Consider the following 20,709-nt stretch of genomic DNA (forward strand, 5'->3'; position numbering starts at 1 on the left):
TATACATAATTAATTTATACTAAAAGTTGGACCAAAGACGCGCTTCCATTCATCAACAGTGGTGCCCTTGTTATTTCTTGATTGAGCTAAATTCAATGAATCGAATGCATCCTCCGCTTCCTCAACTATTTCCTTCCATTTTGAATCATCAATTTTCTTTGCCGCATTGTTCTCATTGTTCGTATCATCAGCTATATATATGGGCGTTGTGTAATAAGGTATAGTATTTATCGAATGAGCAAATTCAATTTCCGGGAAACTTGATTCGCTCAAAAATTGAAAAAACCTAATAATCGCCTCTTCGATATCGGTTTCAATGCCCTTGGTAATATCGAGATAGGCCACTATCAATTCAATACAGAATGATGAAATACCAGGCTCATCATCATATGGCTTTAGCTCTTTATAGTTTTTCCACCATTTTAGAGCCCTGACTATTGAGGTGTAAGATGGATTGTTTTTCCTTAGATCAACAGAAAAACTTAAATGGTTTTCTACACTTGTAATATACTTTCCACCGCCTCCCCGTTGTGGTTGCCAGACATAATTTTCAGGATTTTCTATGGGTACTACGGGCACAATATCCACTTCTAGACCTGAACCCGAAAACCGAATTTTAATTGACTTGGTGTTCCCTTCGGCATCAACATCTTGGGTGATGTCTTTTTGAGGATATATTTCTTGTAAGTATTCAACAATAAAATCATGGAGCTTCTTTAGGTCGTTATGAATGTTTTCATCACCTGAAACAAAGAGGACCAAGTCTATATCAATAGGATTGTCTCCAGTAGGTCTTAGAATTGTATGCTTTTTCCAAGAACCTGCTAACAGATATTTTGTTACTTTCAGGCCATTGCTTTCATCATTTTCAATTTTTTCTTCCAGCTTCTTTTTTAAATTGTTTATCTGGTCACGATACTTGGGCATATTGTCCTTGTGTAATCTAATTTTATCAATAAAAGGACGTAGGCTATTGTTATCTAATTTCATCTTCCTTTGAGTGTTTTCTTAACATATTCTTTTCAATTTCTGCGCCAATCCGCTTTTTGATATGGTTATGACAAATTGACTTGTTAGCCACTTTACTTATGGCAGCCATTAATAAGCTGCCATAAGTAAACTTCTAATTAGAATTTTCTAACCTTGAAGCTATGCCACTAATCACAATAAGGACTGCTAGTCCAAAAACAATAGTTTTAGCTAGATCGCCCTTGACATTTACACAATTACCTTTATGGCAAATGCTCAATCGCCTTTTTGATACTTCAATCGAATTCATACTATAATTTTAAATTAAACTTTCTCCATTCAGAGCTGTGGAGTTCCGCTCATGACTTTCCTTTGCTGTCCCTCCTATTGCTTCTTAAATGTTCTTTTACGGTTATTGTCTTTCCACCAACTTTCCTTTTGTGTTCAGGTATTCTATTAAACTTTTTGCCTGATGAATCTTTCGCCATAATTTTTATTTTAATAAGATTATTACTACTTTACAAATCTCCCCCGTGGTAATGAAACCAGTCAATTAATTCCTTTGACATTATCATATGATTAAAGTGTGACAAAAAAATAATCGTCACACTATTTACATATAGCATTGAAGTTATTTATGGATATAGAAACCCACCTGCTTATTATTGCGGATAAAGAGTCATCTCCCAAGGAAGCCAATGAATCGATAACAAAACTGTATGAGGAATTCAGAGGGTTTGTCTATAATCTAGCATTTAAGCATATTGGGTTTATTTTGCAAAAAGAAGAACTTGCTTTAAATGTAATGACGGAAGTTTTCCTGAAAATATGGAACTCCCCTCTCGATTGGGAATTTAATTCCAATAAACATGGTACTCAGGAAGATGGATATAAAGCTTATCTTGCAACAATTGCGCACTACAAGCTTTTGGAGGAACTCAGAAAAAACAAGCCTGTAAGAGAAAATGAAACAACCATTATTGACGATGCGGAAAGTGAATGGAAGTGGGCATTATTGGATGAGGATTTTGACACTCTGGATAAAGAATTAATTAAAAGACATAATTTGATTGACTCATGTCTGGCTGAATTACCAGAGCGCAAAAGTGACATCGTAAGAATGTATTTTTTCCTATATGAGGATGACAGAAGGATGACCTCTGAAAAAATCCGACTAATGGAAGAAACTTTTGAAACTACCTGGCAGAATATCAGGCAAATTATCTCCAGAACTAAAAAAACCATAGAAGATCTCGTTAAGAAAAAACTATAATTGGAAAAAAATGTCATCCGATAAAAAAGACATAAGAAAGCTTTTACGTAAATACGGATATGCTATACCAAAGGAAGTCGATGAAATCAAATCATTTGAAGAAAAGTTTGGTAATGAATTTGTATCCCCTGTTAAATGGCCAAAAATAGAAGATATCATTAATGGCGATGAGACCTCGATAAATCCAAAGATTTTACCTATTCAGTCTTCGGGGGAAAACAAAGCTGCCAGAAACTTAGCTATGGCTGCAAGAGATGGTAAAAAAATATCCAAAAAAGATAGGGAGGAAATGGATAAGGATAAACGGAATGCAAGAAAAAAGTGAATTCCTTTCTGAAAGAGATGTAATCGACATAAATGCACTAGCAAGTAGTATTGCAGATTATTACTTCCCGCATGGCCAAATCGACCCAATTGTCATAGCTGATAAGAACAATATCACTTCTAGCTTCGGAAATTACTCTGATTCCTTCGATGGGCTACTTGAGTGTGAGGACAACGATTTTCATATTTTCATAAACCTTGACAGACTTCAACAAGCCTATTCAGAAAGAGCTCGCTTCACATTTGGACACGAATTGGGGCACTATTTTATTGACGACCATAGAAACTCTTTATTAAAGGGTTTGTCTCCAAGCCATTGTTCTTTTACAGGTTTTAAAAGCAAAAACAGGGCCGAAAGACAAGCTGACTACTTTGCCTCCTGCTTGCTTATGCCCGAAACAAGTTTTAGAAAATACTGTTTCCAAAAAAAATTCCAATACCGAATAATCCAAGAATTGGCGAAAAAATATGGCACCAGTATTTCTGCGACCGCCCTGAGATTTTGTTCAATTGGAAATCACCCTATTATGGTTGTCTATGCTTATGACAAGAAAATAAAGTGGTATTGGTCATCAAGTGATTTTAGATTTCGCTGGTTGAAGTATGGCAAAGACAAATTACCCGAAGATACCGTTGCAGGAGAATATTTCGAACTCAATAGAAAAATAACTACGACGGAGCCCGTATTTGCCATGGATTGGTTCAACATTAAATATTCCCATCAAGCGGAATTACCTTTTAAGGAGCATTGCTTAGCACGAGATAAACATACTTTAAGTTTAATATGGGAGGAGTAAAATTCTACACCCTCTTATCCCTACTTCCTTTATCAAACCCCACCAAATTGAAAAGCTCCCGCATCCTAGATCTCACTCGGGTGCCGTAACGTTCCTCAAGCTCTTGGGCATTGAGGTTGGTAGTGGCATAGGTCTTGCGTTTTTCATTGATGAAGAGTTCGTGTCGGGAAAGCAGGATTTCGCCCATGACGTTGCAGTCTTGCCCAAAGTGTCTGCCAGTTGGTTCTACTCCGAGATCATCAAAACAAAAGAATTGGGAATTGCCATAATCTTCGATAATCTTAAAGCCAATGTGATTAAAACCAAATACAATGTTCCGACAGGGAATAACTTCATAGGGCCGCTGGTGTGGAACAATGTGTTTCAACAATTTCATAAGACTTGTCTTTCCGCAACCCACCGGCCCTGAGAGGAGAAGACCTTTGTTGACATCAATTCCCATTTGACCACATCGGGTCTTGTCCCGAATAAAGTAGAGACAGAGCTTATACAGAATCTCTCTATCCTCACGGTAGATTTTAAATTTTTTCCCGAACAGAAGTTTTCCCTTGGCGTCGAGATAGATGAGGATTTTTTCAAAATCGTACTGGATTTCTCGACCCTTGAGAGCACCTATGGGATAGTGGGTGGTTCCTTCGGTGATGATATGTGGAGCATGGTACTTCACAGGGGTTCGTTGTAATTTTTGTGTTTCTTGGTTTTTAGGTTGTCCTGATATGGGACAGTGGTCTTCTGTTTGTTTCTGTTTCCTGGAGCATAAACATCCAATTTTTTGAAATTTCGTGGTTTGTTATTGTTTTTTTGGTTTTCTAAGGTTTGTATAGGTTTGTTTGTAGGTACCACTGCTTGTCCATTGCTTGTCCCGATATAGGTATGGCTTGGGTCCACCACTTGTCCAGCACTTGTCCCAAAATCGAACATCTTGATGCGACTCCCCTTAAAAGGATTGTGGGACGGGGTATAGACTATATAGCTCCAATGGTCAAGTTCCTTGATACATCGATGATAAGTAGATTTTGATCCGATTTTGGCAATCTGCATGACTTCATCCCTGTTGATAAAGAATTCCGATTTAAAGTAGTTGGTGTTCCAAAATTGAAACAAGGCCACATAGAGGCTGATATGGGTGGGATTCAGCCGGCTGTCCTTGGAGAATTGTTCAAATACCCCATTGAGATGCTTGATGTAATTGACGTCTTCCAAAGCTAGATACGGTTATGGATCTTGTTCTGCTCCAATACCCCCATGATTTCATGGTACTCGTAATAGAGGACTCCACCGATCTTGGTATAAGGTAATGTGCCGTTAATACGAAGGTTTTGTAATGTGCCGGGTGAAATTCCCAATAATTCCCGAACCTCATTGGATTTGAGCCATTTTTTGTTGGTTGATTTGTTTTGGTTTTCCAATAGATCCTTGATATCCTCCAGTAGTTCAACTTTGAATTCCATAAGGTCTTCTGTGGTAATAATGGTTGCTCCCATAGTTTTTGAGTTTTTAAAAAGAAGGACCACCGCATTACTCTCATTTCATTTGATGGCCCTTCCACTGATTTGACTTTCATCACAAAACTGAAAAATGATTTTGGAAAAACTTCCCAAGGTGGGTCCCACCTTGGGAAAGATTTTTACAACATAAAATTTGGTCAGGTATAGAGGGATTTGATAGGTGGCAACCAATTCTATTGTCTGATATGGTACAAAAAAGGGATTGAAATTGGCTCAAAACCAAAAATCCCAAGTTGGGTACCAACTTGGGAAAAAATACATGGTCATTCATCCAATGATTCCATACGCTGGTGGAGCAGTTCTATGAGCTTGTCCAAGAATCGAGTTCTACTGGTCTTTCTTGACCTGATTTCGATAAAGGTATGGTAGTAATTGCCCAAGTCGATATTGTAAAAGTGTTCAAAATGGGAGGCCATTTCCTTGATGTCGACCGTGCCGCCATTAATGGATTCACTGGCATGAAGGGCATAGAGCAGTTCGATGAGATCGGTCTTGCTGCCGGTCCAGAATAATTTTGAGGGTTTTTCCATGGGTGTGTTCTTTTGGGGTTCAAGAGTGTTGTTCAAATCATCTACTTCCTTTCTCAGGTATACAATCAGCATATCATAGGCCATAATGGTGGCCACGGTCCCGTCCTGACATGTGGAAAATTGGTTGTCAATCAAGAAATGGAAGGATTCCAAGGGGAGTCGTAGGTCTCGGTTTCCACGGACAAAATATTGTTCATCCAAGGACATGGCACCGCGACGGTAATAATTATAGAATTCCAAATTGTCATTGAAGAAGGCCTGTAACTTGTCAATTTGGTGCTGGAGGTATTTGATTTGGGCGGCATTGTTGCCACGGGGACGTTTGCTCTCGATACTAAAGAGCCTGGCGTAGTAGATGAGCTTGCTGAATATCTGGGGCTTGACATGTTTGAAAAAGTAAATCTCATCGGCTTGTGTGGCAAAGGTTTTTCCAGTAATCTGTTTTTGTAGCTTTCGGATACACTTTTCCACAATCGCAATGCCCTTTTCGGCCTTGAACAGCACATCCCCATTCCCGCTTTCCAAGGTATCCAATTGACCTTCAAATTCCGATAGCAGCTTTTGGTATTTCATGATAACCGACCATTAGTGCTGCCCTTCCATGACCCCGATCATTTCCAAAATGAAATTGTCATTGGTCTGGAGATAGGCATATTTTTCATGGACCGTTGCTCCCAGTTTTCTTTTTTCAAACGAAGCTGTCATCCCAAAATCGATTTTGGGGAGCTTGAGTGCAATGGCCCGTTCAATGGTTTTATACAGCAATTGCCGATAGGTGGCATACGTTTCCAAATGGTCATAGTCCATGCCGACAAAAGCAGGGATATAGACGGCCGTTTGATTGGTATAGCAGAACATTGCACCGAGTATCTGATTGGGTTTTCCTTTAGGGGTAAGCACGATAAATTCCCAAAGGTGATTTTCGTTCATCTTGTCGAACAGCTTGTCGGGAAATGAAAAGGTGTTGAGCCCTAGGTTCCGTTTTTGGACTTCTTCAAATAAACGTTTGAATTCCTTTACTTCATGTGGATTGGCCTTGGATAGTATTTTTGATTCTGTCAGTTCAAGGAAGGGTTGGATGTCCTTACGGAAATGCCTTCGGTTTCGGGAGGATAGTTGTTCAACGTACTCGTTGATAGAAACAACCCCTTTCAAATCGACGGCACAGGAGTTGGGCATTTGTACTCGCAAGAAGCCATGCCCGTAGATGGTTTCGTTCCAAGCTGTTTTTGGCCCAAAGTCCCGCAGCACGGTCATCTTTGCTTCCAGCTGACGCTCCATTTTTTCTAGGAGTTCCAATAGGGTTTCCCTTGCGGCATCCCTCTGTTTATGAATGGTGTCCCAGTAGAGATGGTCACCTTCGGTAAACAAACAACCCAAGGACAGCACCATAGAGGTCAAATGGTAAGGCTTTGTTGTTCGCTCCTGTTCAATAGTTACTGAAACTTCGGCTTGGGCAAGCATGTCATCTTTCCAAAGCGAGAGGGTCACAAATGTCATCAGTATGGGAACGCCCTTGGAATCCTTGATGATTACATATCGGAATAACCAGTTGTGTTCCTTTTTGGAGTTTCCTTGGAATGCCTCTTCCAAAAATCGCAGTCCCTCCCAATCATAGACGCCTTGCCCTCCCATAAATCGGTTCCACTGGTTTCTATCGACTTGGCGGATGGTATCCCAAATTTCGATGTTTAGATTATTGGACTGCTGCGGTTCATTTTTGACCTTGGGCTCCAGCTTAAAGGCATGGAACACCCTTTCTGGATTCGTTTGCGTGTCCTGTAGGGCCAAGGGAAAATGATATTCCAAGGCTTCTACCAATGCTTTAATTTCGGCCTTTTCATTATGTCTGGATATGGTGATGCGAACCCCAGTATTCTTGACAGGCACCGCAGGGAATATGCCCAGATTGACAAAAAAACCTTCTCTCATCAATCGGTTGACAAAGTTGTAACCCGTTTTGGGCATCCCTGTACCAATGTAAAAAACTGGGGACTCGTTCTGGTCGATCAAAGGCAGTTCGGTCGCAGACAGGCATGCATTGAAATAAGCAATGCGTTCCCGCAACTCGCGTTGTAATTCATAGATCTCAGGGGAAAGATGGATTTGCGCAGAGGCTATGGCGGCAGCCACAGAGGCTGGTTCCAATTGGGCCGAAAAGGTCAAAGGACCACCAAAGGTCTTTATCTTATCGTACATTTCAGGGTTGGAACATGCCAAGACCGCGCCACTGGCCCCGAAGGTTTTACTTAAGGTGCCGAAAAGAAGTACGTTTTCTGGTAGTTCCTTGAGCTGATCGAGTACATAGCCCGTTCCATTTTTTCCCACCCAGCTCATACCGTGCACATCGTCAAAATAAAAGTGGAGCTGTGGATACTTCTTGGACAATTCCATCAACTCCTTTACTGGGGCGTAGTCCCCATACATGGAGTAGATGCCATCGGCCATATACCAGATGTGCCGTTTGGAATGTTGGTACTTCTTTATTTTGTCCTCCAACATTTGCAGATTATTGTGACGTATCATTTCGATGGGAACGCTACGTGTCTTGAGCATCTTGGCTGCATTCTGCACGCTCCAATGTACCTGATGGTCCAAGATGATCACATCATCATCCTCCACGGCACTAGGGATGACCCCTAAGTGGCCCAGAGTGCTGTTCTTGGTAATGACTATGGGATGCCTGTACATTTCATGGATGTGCGCTTCCAAATCTTTATAAAGGGGATTGGAGATATAGGACTTCGACAGGGGAAATTGGGTGCCATATTTTTCTATGGCATCCATGGCAGCGGTTTTTAACCTCGTATCCTGCTCCAGTCCCAAGTACCCCGTGGTCCCGAAATGATACAGTTCCCTGCCTTCAACTTCAATGGTTCTACCAGAAAAGGATTTTCCCCCGGCATACAGATGTAATACTCCGGCCTGTTTGGCATCGGTGAACACCTCGTGAACGGTGTTCAAAAAATTGTGGTGTTTGATCTTGGCCATATCGTTTGGTTTAAAATGTCCTAAAAAGTAATGGCAATTGTCAGATTAACGATAATTGAATAATGATATAATCCTTTTGAGATAACAGATACTCCTTTTTAGATAACTCTATAGCCTGCTTGGAATGAGGTATGACCGTTTCAATTTATCCAATTCCAATATTTTTGTAAATTCCAGTTGCTAACCAGTTTTCTAGAAATGAAAAGGACACATGAAAACAACTATGCGATTTATCTCCTGACCGATGAGCTAATGCACGTCATTTATAAAAAGGTGCCCCTCATTGACCTGAAGGCGGCAGAGTTGATCGTACAGGATCGGATGCACCTGCAGGAAGGTAGGGAAATGCCGGTACTCTGTGATATTCGGGATGTGAGGACCATCAATAAGGCGGCGCGGGATTATTTGGCACTGGAGGGTTCACTATGGATCAAGGCCCTGGCCTTTTTGATCGACCCGCCCGTAACGGACGATCTCAGTATTTTTTATATGAACACCCATCCTACTAAGATTCCGACGGCATCTTTTGTTAGCAAATCAGAAGCCCTGGCTTTTTTGGCAAAACACACCTCCAAAAACTAGAAACAAGGGGATATGGAAAATAACGATGACTTTAGGGTAAAACGAATCAAGAAAATGCTCTTGGAAATGGCGAAGGGCAATTTCTTTTACACCATTGAACCTTCCGATAAGAATGACAATATTGCCTCTTTGGTGGTGATGCTCAATATGGTCAGTGAAGAAATTCGAGCGGCCTTTATCCATCAAGGTTTTGCCAATGCCCATACTACCCCACAATGTATCATTCAACTGTCCCTTATCTTGGATGACCACGGTCAAATTGAATTGGTCACCAATGGCACCTGCTCCCTATTGTCCTATCTGCCCAAGGACCTTATCGGAAAGCCTATCACTGAATTTATGACTGAAAAGTCCCGGGAAAGATGGGCCAAAAAGTTGTCCAAACACCTTAAAAGAGAACGGTCTGAAACGGTGTTGTTTTTGGAATTTATGACCAATGAAGGTCTTATATTGGCCAAGGATTGTCAGTTATCGGTCTACCAAGCATTGGATGGGAGCGGTCAAAAAATCCTATTGAATACGGTTTTCTTTTCCAAAGGAGAACCTTTTGAAACGGGACTTCCCAAAAAGACACTCAAAGTGACCAAGGGAACCAAGGAACACAAGGTCACCTTGACCCCAAAGGACATCCAGATCATCCGTGGTGTACATGACGCCATCATCAACAATCTGGACAAGGATCTTCCTTCATTAAAGGAGTTGGCACATCAGGAGGGTACCAATGAGTACAAGTTGAAATATGGGTTCAAACAAGTGTATGGTACGACCATATTTCGGTTTTTGATTCAGGAGCGACTTAGAATGGCAAGGACCCTTATCCTTCATAGCACCCATACCATCAAGCAGATTGTTCAAATGACAGGCTTTAAGAGCAAGACCCATTTTTCAAGGGCATTCAAGGATAAATATGGGCGTTCCCCAAGCGAATTACGGTCATAACTGCTTCATAAACATCGATTTAATCCGTTTCGGATAACAATTGCTCCCTTAGGGATAAACGAGACCTCCGAACTTTGTCATATCCAATTAAACGATATGTCGAATCAAGGAATCCACTCCAAGCTTGTTACCCTCTTCAGTCTTTTGCTGACCCTTCTTTTTGTGTATACAGCGGTAAGCAAACTGATCGAGCTGGACACCTTTCAATGGCGCATGGAACGGATGCCCTATATTGCCCCCTATGCCTCCTTGATATCATGGGCAGTACCCTTTCTGGAATTGATCATTGCTGGCCTATTGTGGTTGCCCAGATACCAAATCATGGCACTCTATGCCAGCTTTGTCCTCTTGGGATGCTTTACCCTCTATATCGTTTTGGTCTTAAAATTCAGTGATACCGTCCCCTGTTCCTGTGGCGGGGTTATTTCAGCATTGGGATGGAGGGACCATGTCCTATTGAATGTATCATTTATGGTCTTTGCTTTATTAGGGATCCTTTGGTCCAAGAAACACGATAATATCGAAACCTATTAAAATACTGTGCAGTGAAAGGGGAAGCCGAAAACCTAGAATAGAGTAGGCATTCACTTATAATACTTAACATTATGAAAGGTAAATTTTTCAAATTGTTGTTACCGGCCTTCGCCATCCTCATGGCGGTCGGCCTGGCCTTTGCCAACGAGAATGAGCGCGTGACACAAGAGGCTCATTATTTTCTTCCAGGACAGGGTTGGCAGACTGTCATGATTGAAGATGACTGTGGCCCAACAGGGCAATTACCCTGTGAATTCAATGGGAATCAATTGTATTCAGAACCAGATTTCGCAAGTATTCCCCTGCGCAAACCTTGATTGGTTTTAAATGCCATTAACCCAAAGGTGCCCGAATTCGGGCACCTTTTTTGACTAACTCAAACATCTCCCATGCAGAAGTATTAGTATACTTTGCTAAGGGAAAACTCTTCTGCTCAAGGTAGGATAGTGTTGATTTTTTGAAGGCATAAAAGCCAATGTCCATTCACTTCTGTTCTCCGTCCCTTGTTCACATTCTTTTCCAATTTGGTCTTTAGTTCCAACAACCGCTCCGCCAATAGTCCTTTTGCATAATCGGTATAGTCGGTCAGCTGAGCATCGGAATTATAGACCGAAATTTCAATGTCCAGGATGGCCCCCAATCTTTCGATATAGGCCTTTTGGAGTTCCTGTATTCGTGGAGAGATATCCTTTTCGTTGTCCAGATTTTGGAATAGACCCTCCTGTACTCTTACCAGAAACTGTTCCAATAGCTTATTGTCCATCAGTCCTTCCATATATTCCAATCGTTTGAACCTTGGAGCCAGCAATAATTCGGTCATTAACTTAATTTGGTATTCCGAGACCTTATCAGGAAAGGTGGTATACTTCACCTTTACCATAAAATCAGGATCGGTCAACCACTTTGGTGGGTGGAATGCGTTTTGAACCAAAAAGTCAATGGCTTCTTCCTGCTTGCTCCATGCAATGGGGTCGAACATATTTCCAGGCTGGTCCAAGGCTTGATATTGCAAGTCATAGCCACCGATGACCGATGCAACATGCTTCATGTGATCGTACCATAGATTGACGGATTTGTTGTACAGACGGAACAATCTTGCGTTGCCTGTTTCATTCGAGGTGGCACTGGGTATCATGGCGATGGCGCGCTCTACATTCCGCAGGGCCATGGAGGTACTGCGCACGGGGTCGTTGGTCTCGACCACTTCATCGGTCTTAGCTGGGCCGATGTCCTCAAATCTTGTTTCATTGAACCGGTACCACGGAAAGGAATCCTGTAAACGAATCATGGTCTCCAACAGTTGGGATTCTTCTTCCTTAGTGGTACCAGATGGGAACTCCTGATAACCCCATCTTATGGAATAGAGATCTGTGGGACCGACCTTGGGAATCAATAAGTTCGGAGGGATGTTATCCTTGGGTTGCGGGATATTGTTGTGCCTGGTATAGTTCATGACACTTGGGGTATGTCCCATAGTGGTCAACCAGTTCGGATCGGTTACTTGATCCACACCATAACTGTACTCTCCAAAATTTCCATCTTTAAGACCTAGGGCGTGTCCGGTCTCATGGGCCGTCAATCCTTGGAATAATCGTCCGGTCAAGTCATCAGGGAAGGGAAAGCTGCGCGCTCTTTTATCCAAGGGAGCTGCCCGGATAAAATACCTTTCCTCCAGGGTCTCTCGGGAAGCGTTCAAAAAAATGTCTGCCTTTAAGATTTCACCTGTTCGGTCATCGATGACACATCCAATGGTTCCCCCATATTCATTTTGCTCATAATCCCTAAAATAGCGTTTCTGCCCCCAATAAACTATATTGGTATTGATACTGAATTTATCCCATTCGCTTAAACTATCGGTTTCTATAACCCGTATAGCATCTTTGAAGCCTGCAGCCTCTAAGGCAGGCAACCATTCCTCGATGCCCGCTTTAACATAGGGGCGCCATTTTTTAGGAATTTCAGGGGACAACAGAAAGGTAATGGGTTTGAAAGGAACGCTGCTGCTGTTGTCTTTATATTTTTTTATCAGCCGCCACCTTCTAATATTGGCCCTGCTGTTATGGGTCCCATCGGGATGGATGCCATGTCGGATTCCATAAAGGTCCTCGCTATAATAACCCATTCGATAATCATGAGTTCTTGATTTCATGGGTTCAGGCAAAGTTGAAAAGCTAAAATACATGGGAAACGATACCTTTTCTTTTTTAGAGACCATTCCTCGTCGAATTTTGATGATGACCTCGTTGTCACGGTCTTTGCTGTCCTCTACAAATGAAATATTAGGAATGGAGGGGCCAAAGGATACGCCAAGATATTGGGGCCATTCGACAATCTTGTTCAAGATCAAATCGGTGACATCGATGCGGTATCCCCTGGATTCATCTTGTTGTTGTTCCATGGGGAAAATGGCTAGTACATTGTCCATCAAAGCCCTGTCCGTTACCACGGGCAAAATAACCCCAGAAGTGGATGGAACACTAAGGGCCTTTAATATGATGTTATCCCTATGTCGGGCCCACGCTATTTGCATATAGCTATTGGTCATTCCTTTAAAGCAGTTGAACAACATGGGTTGGTCCAATAATTTTTGGGGAATGTTGAGGAACAATTGGTCCCTTATGATTTCCGTGGTCAAAAAAACTGGGCTGTGATCACTATCTAGGACGGTTTTGAATTCCCCATTAAACGGTGAGGCTTTCAACTGCCCAAAGAGGAGGAATAAAAGAATAAAGGGTAATTTGATATGTTTCATCTTACGTTATGTTTTACTATTGAATTGACCCTATTACAGGACCTTGTTATTGGACAAGGTCCTGTTATTGGTCTTTTTTTGTTTTAATAGCCTGCGTTTTGAGGCAATAGATTTGGATTGAGTTCCAATTGGGATTCTGGTATGGGTAGCAGTAGATTCGTGTCATTCCAATTGGGCTTGATGCCATCCAAGATGTTTGCCGCATTTCCAGTGCGTTTAAGGTCGAACCAACGATGTCCCTGTTCCGTAAAAAGTTCCAGTTGCCGTTCTTTCAGGATAGCTTCCAATAGTTCAGTCTGGGTGTTTGCTTGTGTGGTAGCAAGTCCTGCCCGCTCCCTGATCTGATTGAGGTCGTTCGCGGCCCCAATGAGATTTCCCAGACGGGCGCTTGCTTCTGCCCGGATCAAATACTGTTCGGCCAAACGGAACAAAATGGAATATTCCAAGGATTCCGTTTCATTGTAATCGGCCTTGTATTTGTGGGGGTAGTAAAACGTGATGGTGTCGTCCGTATCCGAGATGGGTTCGGTCCATTCCTCATACCTAAGGTCATTTTCTTCAAATGACGACAACAGCTCTTCGGTAAGGGCATAGGTCTGACCCGGGACCAATTCAATGGTCAATGTGCCTCCTTCACTTGTATTGATGGGAAATTGATCATCGGCCTGTAGCTGCCAAATGGTTTCTGTGGACGCTTTTAAGAAGACACGGTCAAGATCCATTTCCAATTGAAAGTTCTCCATCAAATCCGTTGCATAGGATACCGCCTGTTCCCAATCCCTAACGTACAAATGCATTCGGGCCAAAAGGGCCTTGGCGGCATAGGCATCAGGAATGACCCTGTTGGACGTTACAGGTTCTTGGCCTTCCAAGAGCTCAACGGCTTCTTCCAAGTCCACAATGATATTGTCGTACACAGCAGATTCAGGCAATCGCGAAACCCTATTGTTCTCTTCATAATCCGTGGTCTTGATATAGGGCACATCCCCAAATAGCCCAACCAATTGACTGTGCATGTAAGAGCGAATGAAAAGGGCCTCTCCCTTGAACTTGTTTCTTTCGGAACTGCTCAAGGCTTTGGATGACTCCACGCCTTCAATGATGGCATTGGCCCCGTAGATCAGGCTGTAGGCCTGGTTCCACCATAGCTCCACTCGATTGTTGGTAGCGATAATGTTATGATTGTAGAATTGGGCCAGATCCACATTGAATCCATAATAGTCCAGTTCATCGGCATAAATGCCAAGGGTAGGGGTCAGGCCAAAGTTTCCAGATACCATCCCCTGCTCCCTCATGTTAAAATACAGATTGGCCATTGCGGATTCCACCGTGGCAGGGTCTTCAAATACGGTCTCAGCTATGAGAATGTTCTGTGGCGGATCGACTTCAACGAATTCCGTACATCCCAAAAGCAACAAGCATTGCAGGATGAGGATCTGATAGGGTCTTGATAAAATGGGGTTCTTTACAAAGGACTTTATCGCTGTCCTTTTATGATATCTTGTTTTATCTATTTTTTTCATCTTGAAAGGATTTGGTTAAAAACTGATTTGTAGGCCTAAAGTGAGCTGTCTTAGCGGAGGCAAGCGCGTGCTTGAGGGTTGTTCTGGATCTGGCCCGTAGTAATCGGTCAAGGTCCATAGGTTTTGTCCCTGCAGGTAGACGTTGATATCCAACCCATTCTCCATGGTGGGCAGCTTGTAGTTCAGGGAAATGTTCCTGAGACGGAGAAAGGAGGCGTCGGATACCGCGGCATTGCTACTCTGTTGGCGCCCCCCCAAATCCTCGACCGTTGTGAAACCACTGGAAGAGCGCTGATAGGTCGCAATATCCCCAGGCTGTTGCCATCTGTCCAATAGGGCTACGGGCACATTGCCCCTAAACCCGGGGGTGGCATCGAAGCGGACCGCATTATAGGCCCGCTGTTTTTTGAACTGAAAGAACACGTCCAAGCTCAGGTTTCCCAAAGTGAAGGTGTTGCCCATGCCCCCATACCACTTTGGGGCCAAATCTTCGATCCATTCCAAGTCCCCCGGATTACTGACCTCCCCATCTCCATCATAGTCCTCAAACTCATAGATGCCTGTCTCTGGATTGACACCGAGTGCATTGTAGAGCTTTACAATGGTCAAAGGTTCCCCGATGACATACCGATTGGCAAAAGTGGAGGATTCAAGGTCATCGAATTCGACCAGCTTATTTTTGGGAATGGTCAGGTTCAGGGTGGTGGACCATTGAAACTGCTTGGAACGGACATTGACCGTTCGTAGGTCCACCTCAAGTCCCGTGTTCTCGACCACAGCATCAAAATTGCCCGTTAATTGGGAAAAGCCAGTGGTGGCTGCCAAGGGAATCCCTACCAACTGATTGGAGGAACGGTTTCGGTACCAAGAGGTGTTAAGGAAAACCCGATCATTGAAAAACCCGAGTTCCAAGGCGGCTTCCAATTTTCGATTGGCCTCCCAGCCAAACTGTGGATTAAATATGCCTGAGGGTTCCAATAGGGTAGTGCCTGCATAGGATTCCCCGGAGACATTGTAGGTGTCCAAATAACGATAGTCACCAATGTTGTCACTTCCCGTGATTCCATAACTGCCCCGAAGCTTTCCATGGCTCAAAAAGGAGCTTTCCTTAAAGAGGGCTTCCCTTGAAAAGATCCAGGCAAGGCCCACGGCGCCAAAGTTTCCGAACTGCCTTCCCGGACCAAAGCGGGAAGACCCGTCACGACGGCCCGTAAGGTTCAAAATATATCGGTCATACAATTTTAGGTTGATACGGCCGAATAGGGCACTATAACGATAATCGGCATCCGAAGTGGAGAAGATTTCCAAGGATTGGGCTGCGGCCAAATTCTTAATCAGGCCATTATTGGGAAAGCCCCTTCCCCGCAGTACGATTTGATTCGAACTTTCTTGTTGGAAGGTAGTACCTACCAATATATCCAGCGAAAGCCTGTCCCAATGCTTCTTCCAGTTCAACTGCGGCTCCACGATCCATGATTCCCGCTCTGAGGCATTGGTGGTCAGATTGGAAAAGTTTTGTGGTGTGAGTCCCAGACCTGGGTTTCTGGCTGTATTGGGATTGGTGACATAGGAGTCCAATCGATAGCGGGTGAAGCCCATGCTGGACTTCAGTTCCAAGTTGGGCGTTATGGCGTAGGATAAAATCGCATTGGAGATAATGGTGTTGGTGGCAGCTACAAATTCCTCCTCCAAGGCGGCCAAGGGATTGTCCCAGGTATTGTTCTCCCAGTTCAGGTTGCCCTCCTCATCGAACAGGGCTGGGGCATTGGGTTCCAAGGAATAGGCTTGCTGGGTAAAGTCTGCTCCTGGCAATCGGTTATCCTCTCGGGTGTAACTACTGGAAAAGTTGATTTTGAACTTCCCATTTTTGGATCGGTGGGTCAGATTACTGTTCAAGCTTGCCTTTCTGTAATTGGCATCCCCGGGAAATACCGTGGTCTCTTTCAAATAACCGCCGCTGACCAAGAATTGGGTCAGCTCGTTGCCGCCGGAAATGGAAAGCTGTGCATTCTGGCGATAGGCGGTACCTCCGATCAATTCCTTTTGCCAATCCGTATAACGATTGTTGTCCCATACCGTAATATCGGGCCAAAAACCGTCAAGGGTAGGATTTTCCAATAGCGGGGTAAGCCCATCGTTGTCTATGCCTTCCCTACGGATTTCCAAATATTGTTGGCTGTTCATCAAGTCCAAGAAATTGGAAACCTCGCTTAGGGTGGTACTTAAATGGGCATCGAAGCGGGTTTTACCAGACTTTCCCTTTTTGGTGGTGATCAATACCACCCCATTCGCCCCACGGGAGCCGTAGATGGCCGTGGCATCAGCATCCTTCAATACTTCGATGCTTTCGATGTCGTTGGGATTGATGGCGTTCAGGGGACTGATGTTCCCGATGATTTCGGTGGAGACACGAGGGGCTGCCAATGACTGGGAACCGTAAGGTACGCCGTCCACGATGTAAAGGGGGTCGGTAACTCCGTTGAGGAAGTTTCGGCCACGGACCTCTACAGAGAAACTACCTCCAGGGACTCCTGTGTTCTGCACAATGTTGACGCCCGATAGATGTCCCTGCATGGCTGCCAGTGGATTGGCCACGGGTTGTTTTTCCATGATTTCTGATTTGATGGTGGCGATACTTCCTGTCCGTTCCTTTTCGGAAACCGTATAATAGCCCGCATTGAGGACTACTTCCCCTAACTGGGTGACATCTTCTTCCATTTGGACGTTGATGGTATTTCTTCCATCGATAGGGACTTCCAAGGTCCTAAAGCCTACTATGGAAAAGACCAAAAGGTCATTGTTGCCCGCTTGAATGCTGTAGGTACCGTCCATATCGGAAATGGTTCCCCGGTTAGTGGATGTTACCACTACATTGACTCCGCCCAAAGGCAGTCCATTCATATCGGTAATGGTACCAGAAATGGTATTTTGTGGTGGATCCAATGTTGTCCCTGCTACCAGTTTTTGGTGGAGTAGGGGAGCTAATAGGAGATGAAAGAACAGGAACATTTTGGTCCTGCTTATGTGTATTGATGAGTTCTTCATTGTTTTGAGTTCTTTTGATTAAAGCGTGAGTTAGATATTTCTTTTTCCTATGGGCAAATACTTAAGTCCATAGGTTTTTAGCCACACTGCCCAAAAAGTCAGGATAAAGCCGTAACTTCCTTGAGGGCATTAAGGTTCGGACATAGGCCACCCTGTCCAAGTAGCAATGGCTCTTGGCAATAGGATTCCTAGAAGGAAAATGACTATGAAATTGTATTAGGGCCGGATACCCTTAAAATGGATATGGTGAGCTATGGGACAAAAGGATATCGTAAACCGGAATAGTGTATCGTGTTTCCCATAACTATAGTCATGAATGGATCAAATAGGATTCTTGGGCTTTTTCTTAAAGAGAATATCAAATAGGGTCAGGCCCGCTCTAGAATTGGAACCGACCGATGATGATATCTCTGTTAAAAAAACAAGTCTTTTGTTTCTCATAACCCATTGGTTGGGCGATGCCTCGAAAAGCAAAAGAAACTAAACGCTAAGAAAAAAGTTGATATGAACCTAAACAAAAAAGGCGCGGAACTCAACTTACTGCACTAGGGGCACTGGTATGCCTTGGAAACAATAAGAGAGCCCACGCCCCGGGTCGTGAGCAATCTACTTATTATCTCGTTTCCATAAAAATTACCAGTTTTCTAGTACGAGACTCTAAGCGAAAGCTTCAAATATGTTCTAAACGAAGAATCGCAAAATTACTTAATACTAAAACGAATATAATAAAATTTTATACTTATTGTCAAACTTGACAATTTTTTTTCCTAAAAACCATAGACATTGCCTTTATGAAAGATTGGAGGATGGCATATAGAAGAAAATTAGGAGAAAATCTCTTAAGGCTGATCAATGAGCGTGATACAGATGTTCAAACAGTTGCCTCCTTGGGTAATATCGAAAGTAAACAAGTCTATAGAATCATTAGTGCCGAAAATGAACCTAAAGTAACAACCCTGCTTCCAATCGCCAAGGGTTTGGGGTTACATGTTAAAGTTTTATATGATTTTGATTTCGAAATTGAATAAGAAAAATCAATAACTTCTAAATTTATCTAACCAAATAGCTTCTACCCTTTTTAAATTCCTTACAGAAATTCGCATTTTCCTTTTTTAGAAAATTCTTACATTTAACGTTGTCTCCCCCAACATTTTAATGAAGATTAGAAAACTATGCTTTTCCATTCCATTGAAAAACCTTTGCATAGCTGACCAAATTGGCTGTATATGCTGAATAAAGTTGTGGATATAAACTAGTTAGCATTAATTTAAACCAACAATCGAAATTATGAGTAAAGGAGCAAAAGTATTAGTAACAATCGGAATTTTAATTGGATTTTTCTTTTTATTCGGAGCATTAACTTTCACAAGAAAAAGTGGAGGAAACGCAACCCCAGGAATATTTGGATTAATTCTATTTGGTGGAATGATTGCCGGAATCAGAGCAGTTTGGAAAAAACCAACTGATGATAAAGACAATGATAATCACCAATTAGACAAAACCAGTTAATGGAATTTAAAGATTATTATAAAATTCTTGAGATTAATCAAACAGCAACTCAAGAAGAAATAAAAGCTGCATTTAAAAAGCAAGCTGTAAAATGGCATCCAGATAGAAATTTGGGTACAGATACTACAGAAAAAATGCAAGAAATAAATGAAGCTTATCTAATACTAAAAGATAAAGAGGCTCGTGAACGTTATGACCGAGAATATTTAAGGTATAAAGAATTCACTCAAAAGTCTAATTCTTACTATCAAGAAAAAACATCGCAAGATTTTAAACAATCTCAATCCGAAAATAATCAAAGGAAAGAAAAGGCAAACGAACCGAATTATGAATTTGATGACGAAATATTAAAGAAATGGATGAGAAATGCAAGACGTCAAGCGGTAGATTTGGCAAAACAAACAATCCGAGAGGTCGGAGAGTTAAGCGTAACTGCAACTAAAGCAGCAGGTTCAAAGATGCTGGAATTGTTTATTGGTTATGCAATTGGTGGCATAATAATTCTTATAGTTTTTAAAGCTTGCACAGGATAAACGTATGAAAAAATCAATCATTTTAACTTTAACAATGCTATTATTCCAATTAGGGTTTAGTCAAGAAAATTGGGACAAAATAGATTTAGGTAATTGGGGCGAAATAAAAATGCCTTCAAGTTTAGAAGTTCAATCAGGTAACTACAAAAAAATAATCGATTACCAAAAAAGACATTTTTCTGTAAACGCAGAGAGAATTGTTTTCCAGCAGAAAGGTGTTAATAATGGCAAAAATTTAGACACTTATGGAAGAATAATTATTAGAACCGATTTTGCAAGTGAGGAATTTCCAGACTTAAATACGACCGAAATTACAAGTCAAGATATTGCCGACCTTAATCAAATGTATAAATCACAAATTTACGAAGTCGCTAATAATCCGACTTATCCTGCCAAAATTATAAAATGGAATGGAGTGAAAATTGTAACATTAAACGGTAACAAATCAATTAATTACAGTTACGTTCGACAAATGAACGGAAAACCACAAACCTATTCTGAATTTTACATCTTTTGGAAAGGAAACAGACAACATACTTTGAACATTGAATATCGAATTATTGATTCTGATAAATGGAAATCTGACCTTGAAAAAGCGACAAAAACATTTAAACTGAAATAAAAAACTAATGCTAACAATGGTAACCGTTGCACAAGTCCCTGATCAGCACCAAAACCGATCGTTATAAGCCTCATTAAGGGGCTTTTTTATTTTCCCATCAGTATTGAAGATTGGGTTTTAATTGTTTTTCAAGGGCTCCGAATAGCAACATAAAAGCGTTTTTCGGCAAAGTGGACAAAGCAAGTTGCCCCGCCCCACTTTTCGAGCGTTTTTCAATGAATTTCAGGTATTTTTTGAGGTTGTATGCGATTGCCGAGAGGTGCATGTGTAGCCTTCCC

20 protein-coding genes are annotated in these 20,709 nt (G+C 42.2%); 11 read left to right on the top strand and 9 right to left on the bottom strand.

Translation table 11 applies throughout. From position 1 onward, the window contains the following. Positions 1-9: 9 nt before the first annotated feature. A complete protein-coding gene (locus SD449_RS05845) occupies positions 10-990 on the bottom strand; it encodes a CBASS oligonucleotide cyclase (RefSeq protein WP_166250185.1) in 981 nt (326 codons plus the stop codon). Positions 991-1,606: 616 nt separating this feature from the next. Here SD449_RS05845 and SD449_RS05850 point away from each other — a divergent pair. From SD449_RS05850 to SD449_RS05860, 3 genes are read left to right on the top strand one after another with little or no spacing between them, the layout of a single operon-like run. Next, on the top strand, positions 1,607-2,242 hold the full coding sequence (locus SD449_RS05850; RefSeq protein ID WP_166250186.1) for an RNA polymerase sigma factor: 636 nt from the start codon (positions 1,607-1,609) through the stop codon (positions 2,240-2,242). Positions 2,243-2,252: 10 nt separating this feature from the next. Beyond that, on the top strand, positions 2,253-2,567 hold the full coding sequence (locus tag SD449_RS05855) for a hypothetical protein (RefSeq protein WP_166250187.1): 315 nt from the start codon (positions 2,253-2,255) through the stop codon (positions 2,565-2,567). Further along, positions 2,551-3,363 carry an ImmA/IrrE family metallo-endopeptidase gene (locus SD449_RS05860; protein WP_166250188.1) on the top strand — a complete coding sequence of 271 codons (813 nt, stop codon included), beginning with the start codon at positions 2,551-2,553 and terminating at the stop codon, positions 3,361-3,363. The genes SD449_RS05855 and SD449_RS05860 overlap by 17 nt, the downstream gene beginning before the upstream one ends. A gap of 4 nt (positions 3,364-3,367) precedes the next feature. Here the strand turns inward: SD449_RS05860 and SD449_RS05865 are convergent, their stop codons facing one another. The 5 genes from SD449_RS05865 to SD449_RS05885 form a co-directional block, all read right to left on the bottom strand. Next, the gene (locus SD449_RS05865) at positions 3,368-4,030 is read right to left on the bottom strand and encodes a P-loop NTPase family protein (RefSeq protein ID WP_166250189.1); all 663 of its coding nucleotides are present in this window, start codon (positions 4,028-4,030) and stop codon (positions 3,368-3,370) included. Continuing rightward, positions 4,027-4,566: a hypothetical protein gene (locus SD449_RS05870; protein WP_166250190.1), complete on the bottom strand. Its 540-nt coding sequence runs from the start codon at positions 4,564-4,566 to the stop codon at positions 4,027-4,029. Before SD449_RS05870 ends, SD449_RS05865 begins: the two co-directional genes overlap by 4 nt. Before the next feature lie 2 nt (positions 4,567-4,568). After that, the gene (locus SD449_RS05875; RefSeq protein WP_166250191.1) at positions 4,569-4,847 is read right to left on the bottom strand and encodes a helix-turn-helix domain-containing protein; all 279 of its coding nucleotides are present in this window, start codon (positions 4,845-4,847) and stop codon (positions 4,569-4,571) included. Between the two features lie 287 nt (positions 4,848-5,134). After that, positions 5,135-5,974, bottom strand: a complete 840-nt coding sequence (locus SD449_RS05880) for an RteC domain-containing protein (protein ID WP_127142150.1) — start codon at positions 5,972-5,974, stop codon at positions 5,135-5,137. Between the two features lie 12 nt (positions 5,975-5,986). Next, the gene (locus SD449_RS05885) at positions 5,987-8,392 is read right to left on the bottom strand and encodes an aminotransferase class I/II-fold pyridoxal phosphate-dependent enzyme (protein WP_166250192.1); all 2,406 of its coding nucleotides are present in this window, start codon (positions 8,390-8,392) and stop codon (positions 5,987-5,989) included. 198 nt (positions 8,393-8,590) lie between these two features. Between SD449_RS05885 and SD449_RS05890 the strand changes: the two genes are divergently transcribed. The 4 genes from SD449_RS05890 (at position 8,591) to SD449_RS05905 (ending at position 10,764) form a co-directional block, all read left to right on the top strand. Beyond that, positions 8,591-8,974 (top strand): DUF7793 family protein, encoded by a 384-nt coding sequence (locus tag SD449_RS05890; RefSeq protein WP_166250193.1) that lies wholly within the window; start codon positions 8,591-8,593, stop codon positions 8,972-8,974. Positions 8,975-8,986: 12 nt separating this feature from the next. Next, on the top strand, positions 8,987-9,913 hold the full coding sequence (locus SD449_RS05895) for a helix-turn-helix domain-containing protein (protein WP_166250194.1): 927 nt from the start codon (positions 8,987-8,989) through the stop codon (positions 9,911-9,913). 96 nt (positions 9,914-10,009) lie between these two features. After that, positions 10,010-10,447, top strand: a complete 438-nt coding sequence (locus tag SD449_RS05900; RefSeq protein WP_166250195.1) for a MauE/DoxX family redox-associated membrane protein — start codon at positions 10,010-10,012, stop codon at positions 10,445-10,447. 71 nt (positions 10,448-10,518) lie between these two features. Continuing rightward, positions 10,519-10,764: a DUF6520 family protein gene (locus tag SD449_RS05905; protein ID WP_166250196.1), complete on the top strand. Its 246-nt coding sequence runs from the start codon at positions 10,519-10,521 to the stop codon at positions 10,762-10,764. Between the two features lie 116 nt (positions 10,765-10,880). Here SD449_RS05905 and SD449_RS05910 read toward each other — a convergent pair whose 3' ends face one another. The 3 genes from SD449_RS05910 to SD449_RS05920 all read right to left on the bottom strand — a co-directional run bounded on the left by SD449_RS05910 (position 10,881) and on the right by SD449_RS05920 (position 17,767). Then, entirely contained in the window at positions 10,881-13,199 is a 2,319-nt protein-coding gene (locus SD449_RS05910; RefSeq protein WP_166250197.1) for a zinc-dependent metalloprotease, read from the bottom strand. Positions 13,200-13,282: 83 nt separating this feature from the next. Then, complete coding sequence (locus tag SD449_RS05915; protein ID WP_166250198.1) at positions 13,283-14,722, bottom strand: RagB/SusD family nutrient uptake outer membrane protein; 1,440 nt, start codon at positions 14,720-14,722, stop codon at positions 13,283-13,285. Positions 14,723-14,737: 15 nt separating this feature from the next. Beyond that, the gene (locus tag SD449_RS05920; protein WP_166250199.1) at positions 14,738-17,767 is read right to left on the bottom strand and encodes a SusC/RagA family TonB-linked outer membrane protein; all 3,030 of its coding nucleotides are present in this window, start codon (positions 17,765-17,767) and stop codon (positions 14,738-14,740) included. Positions 17,768-18,573: 806 nt separating this feature from the next. Here SD449_RS05920 and SD449_RS05925 point away from each other — a divergent pair. The 4 genes from SD449_RS05925 to SD449_RS05940 all read left to right on the top strand — a co-directional run bounded on the left by SD449_RS05925 (position 18,574) and on the right by SD449_RS05940 (position 20,431). Continuing rightward, positions 18,574-18,795 (top strand): hypothetical protein, encoded by a 222-nt coding sequence (locus SD449_RS05925; protein ID WP_318309303.1) that lies wholly within the window; start codon positions 18,574-18,576, stop codon positions 18,793-18,795. 259 nt (positions 18,796-19,054) lie between these two features. Beyond that, entirely contained in the window at positions 19,055-19,276 is a 222-nt protein-coding gene (locus SD449_RS05930; protein WP_166250201.1) for a hypothetical protein, read from the top strand. Further along, complete coding sequence (locus SD449_RS05935) at positions 19,276-19,809, top strand: DnaJ domain-containing protein (RefSeq protein WP_166250202.1); 534 nt, start codon at positions 19,276-19,278, stop codon at positions 19,807-19,809. The genes SD449_RS05930 and SD449_RS05935 overlap by 1 nt, the downstream gene beginning before the upstream one ends. A 4-nt stretch (positions 19,810-19,813) precedes the next feature. Then, positions 19,814-20,431, top strand: a complete 618-nt coding sequence (locus SD449_RS05940; protein ID WP_166250203.1) for a hypothetical protein — start codon at positions 19,814-19,816, stop codon at positions 20,429-20,431. Positions 20,432-20,709 lie beyond the last annotated feature (278 nt).

It is taken from the genome of Flagellimonas crocea (assembly GCF_033441595.1).
GTDB lineage: Bacteria > Bacteroidota > Bacteroidia > Flavobacteriales > Flavobacteriaceae > Flagellimonas > Flagellimonas crocea.

Coding starts and splice junctions, on each gene's coding strand:
- SD449_RS05845 (WP_166250185.1), bottom strand. CDS start 990: ATGAAATTAGATAACAATAGCCTACGTCCTTTTATTGATAAAATTAGA.
- SD449_RS05850 (WP_166250186.1), top strand. CDS start 1,607: ATGGATATAGAAACCCACCTGCTTATTATTGCGGATAAAGAGTCATCT.
- SD449_RS05855 (WP_166250187.1), top strand. CDS start 2,253: ATGTCATCCGATAAAAAAGACATAAGAAAGCTTTTACGTAAATACGGA.
- SD449_RS05860 (WP_166250188.1), top strand. CDS start 2,551: ATGCAAGAAAAAAGTGAATTCCTTTCTGAAAGAGATGTAATCGACATA.
- SD449_RS05875 (WP_166250191.1), bottom strand. CDS start 4,847: ATGGGAGCAACCATTATTACCACAGAAGACCTTATGGAATTCAAAGTT.
- SD449_RS05880 (WP_127142150.1), bottom strand. CDS start 5,974: ATGAAATACCAAAAGCTGCTATCGGAATTTGAAGGTCAATTGGATACC.
- SD449_RS05885 (WP_166250192.1), bottom strand. CDS start 8,392: ATGGCCAAGATCAAACACCACAATTTTTTGAACACCGTTCACGAGGTG.
- SD449_RS05890 (WP_166250193.1), top strand. CDS start 8,591: ATGAAAAGGACACATGAAAACAACTATGCGATTTATCTCCTGACCGAT.
- SD449_RS05895 (WP_166250194.1), top strand. CDS start 8,987: ATGGAAAATAACGATGACTTTAGGGTAAAACGAATCAAGAAAATGCTC.
- SD449_RS05900 (WP_166250195.1), top strand. CDS start 10,010: ATGTCGAATCAAGGAATCCACTCCAAGCTTGTTACCCTCTTCAGTCTT.
- SD449_RS05905 (WP_166250196.1), top strand. CDS start 10,519: ATGAAAGGTAAATTTTTCAAATTGTTGTTACCGGCCTTCGCCATCCTC.
- SD449_RS05910 (WP_166250197.1), bottom strand. CDS start 13,199: ATGAAACATATCAAATTACCCTTTATTCTTTTATTCCTCCTCTTTGGG.
- SD449_RS05915 (WP_166250198.1), bottom strand. CDS start 14,722: ATGAAAAAAATAGATAAAACAAGATATCATAAAAGGACAGCGATAAAG.
- SD449_RS05920 (WP_166250199.1), bottom strand. CDS start 17,767: ATGAAGAACTCATCAATACACATAAGCAGGACCAAAATGTTCCTGTTC.
- SD449_RS05925 (WP_318309303.1), top strand. CDS start 18,574: ATGGCATATAGAAGAAAATTAGGAGAAAATCTCTTAAGGCTGATCAAT.
- SD449_RS05930 (WP_166250201.1), top strand. CDS start 19,055: ATGAGTAAAGGAGCAAAAGTATTAGTAACAATCGGAATTTTAATTGGA.
- SD449_RS05935 (WP_166250202.1), top strand. CDS start 19,276: ATGGAATTTAAAGATTATTATAAAATTCTTGAGATTAATCAAACAGCA.
- SD449_RS05940 (WP_166250203.1), top strand. CDS start 19,814: ATGAAAAAATCAATCATTTTAACTTTAACAATGCTATTATTCCAATTA.